Here is a 2,306-nt window from a genome sequence, read left to right on the forward strand (position 1 = left end):
CGTTAAATGTTGCCGCAGCGGTGGCGGTGTGTTTGTTTGAGCAAAGAAGGCAACAAATGCGAAATGCTTAGAATTTAGGGGCTGTTGAACAGCCCTTAATTATCATCATTAATAAACGTCAACAGACCCTAGGCTAAGCCGCCCAAACTCTGCCATTTATTAACAATCAAACAAAATAATTCTGCTGTTTTTTGCGCGTCATATAAAGCCGAATGCGCTTGTTCGTTTTGAAAATCAATCCCTGCACTGATACACGCTTTGGCTAATACCGTTTGACCATAAGCTAAACCTGCCAAACTGACGGTATCAAATACCGAAAATGGATGAAACGGATTGGCATTTTTTAGCCCTGTACGTTCAACAGCCGCTTTTAAAAACTGCAAATCAAAATTGGCATTATGACCTACCAAAATGGTTCGTTTACAGTCATGTTCTTTTTGCCAATGGCGTAAATCATGAAAAATTCGTCTAAAAGCTTCTTTTTCGTCTTCAGCTTGACGTAAAGGGTTAAATGGATCAATGCCTGTAAACTTAAGTGCTTCTGGATTGAGTATAGCCCCCTCAAATGGAGCAATATGCGCGTGTAAAGCAGTTAATGGTTTAAATAAACCTTGTTCATCTAAAGTGAGAGGTATAGCCGCTATTTCTAATAAGCCGTCTGTGGCGGCATTAAAGCCGCCAGTTTCCACATCAATAATAACAGGGTAATAGCCCCTAAAACGTTGTGCGAGTGCGTGTGGCATTATGGCAATACTCGCCACGTAATTTTATCACCAGCGCGAATAGGTACAACGACACTTGATCCAAAAGTATAATTATTGGGTACTTGCCATTCTTCTTTGACCAACGTAATAGTGTCTGTGTTACGGGGTAAGCCATAAAAATCTGCACCATAGAAGCTGGCAAAACCTTCTAATTTATCTAAAGCATTCATTTGTTCAAAAGCTTCAGCATACAGTTCTATCGCAGCATGAGCGGTATAAGAGCCTGCACAACCACAAGCGGCTTCTTTGGCGTGAATAGCGTGTGGAGCACTGTCTGTGCCTAAGAAAAATTTAGAGCTGCCTGATGTTGCGGCAGTCAATAATGCTTGTTGATGAGTTTGACGTTTTAAAATCGGTAAACAGTAATAGTGGGGGCGAATACCACCGACTAACATATGATTACGGTTAAATAATAAATGGTGAGCGGTAATGGTTGCCGCAATATTATCACCTGCCTGTTGCACAAATTGCACAGCATCAGCAGTGGTAATATGTTCCAAGATAATTTGTAGCGTTGGAAAACGTTGGGTTAAGGGCATTAAAATCGTATCAATAAATACTTTTTCACGGTCAAAAATGTCAATATCACTATGCGTCACTTCGCCATGCACCAATAACGGCATATCATGTTCGGCAAGTTGCTCTAAAACGGCATAAACTTTTTCTAATGAGGTTACGCCTGCATGAGAGTTAGTCGTTGCTCCAGCAGGATATAACTTGACCGCTTTGACTTTGCCTGATGCTTTGGCAACCGCAATATCAGCCGCATCGGTGTGATCGGTTAAGTATAAAACCATTAACGGATCAAAGCTGCTGTTGCTTGGGCTAGCGGCTTTAATACGTTGATAGTACGCCAAAGCATCTTCGGTAGTTTTAACAGGTGGCACAAGATTGGGCATACAAATCGCTCGTCCAAAATACCGTGCAACATCGGCAACCGTATTGTTGAGTGCCACGCCATCGCGTAGGTGAATATGCCAGTCATCAGGGCGAGTAATAGTAAGCTGAGTTGTCATAAATTATCAGATTAAAAGTGAAATTAATAAAAAATTGCGCTATCTTTAACAGCGATTGATGTAAGCTATTATATCTCATAATAATAACAGACCAAGCTAAACCGTATAAAAAAGCCATCTAAAAAAGCCAGAGGCAAATAATGCTAAAAGAAAACACTGCCCCCGCAACCAGTATTCCTCATCCGATTGCGGCACTTAGTCAAAATGAATTGGCTCATGAGCGTGTAGCAATTATGACTTTATTGGCCAATCGGCGTCGTTTAGGTGAGCGTTTTGCGGACACCTTAGAAGAAAGTTACCGAGATTTTTTGGTGCAACGTGCGATTAGTTTAATGAAGTCGAATAAATGGATTGCGATTTTGTTTTATGTCTTTTTAGGACTATTAACGTATCAACAGGTGCGATTTGTTTCAACTTTTGCGTCTTTACAACATGATTTAGCGATTTGGGCGGTGATTTATTTTGGTGGGGCATTTGTTTTTAGTGCGATAGGTGTGTGCGTTTCTCAAGCAAAATTAGATAAATA

General features: G+C 40.8%; 3 protein-coding genes. 1 reads left to right on the forward strand and 2 read right to left on the reverse strand.

Going from position 1 to position 2,306, the window contains the following annotated elements:
- Positions 1-128: 128 nt before the first annotated feature.
- On the reverse strand, positions 129-743 hold the full coding sequence (gene rnt, locus Q0212_RS13910) for a ribonuclease T (protein ID WP_297926546.1): 615 nt from the start codon (positions 741-743) through the stop codon (positions 129-131).
- A complete protein-coding gene (gene pyrC, locus Q0212_RS13915; protein ID WP_297926548.1) occupies positions 743-1,780 on the reverse strand; it encodes a dihydroorotase in 1,038 nt (345 codons plus the stop codon). The genes rnt and pyrC overlap by 1 nt, the downstream gene beginning before the upstream one ends.
- 140 nt (positions 1,781-1,920) lie before the next feature.
- Here pyrC and Q0212_RS13920 point away from each other — a divergent pair.
- On the forward strand, positions 1,921-2,306 hold a 386-nt coding region (locus Q0212_RS13920; protein WP_297926552.1), incomplete at its 3' end, for a hypothetical protein.

It is taken from the genome of uncultured Agitococcus sp. (assembly GCF_937920075.1).
Lineage (GTDB): Bacteria > Pseudomonadota > Gammaproteobacteria > Pseudomonadales > Moraxellaceae > Agitococcus.

Bases quoted from the DNA above. Each gene is read 5' to 3' on its own strand.
- rnt (WP_297926546.1), bottom strand. From the start codon at position 743: ATGCCACACGCACTCGCACAACGTTTTAGGGGCTATTACCCTGTTATT.
- pyrC (WP_297926548.1), bottom strand. From the start codon at position 1,780: ATGACAACTCAGCTTACTATTACTCGCCCTGATGACTGGCATATTCAC.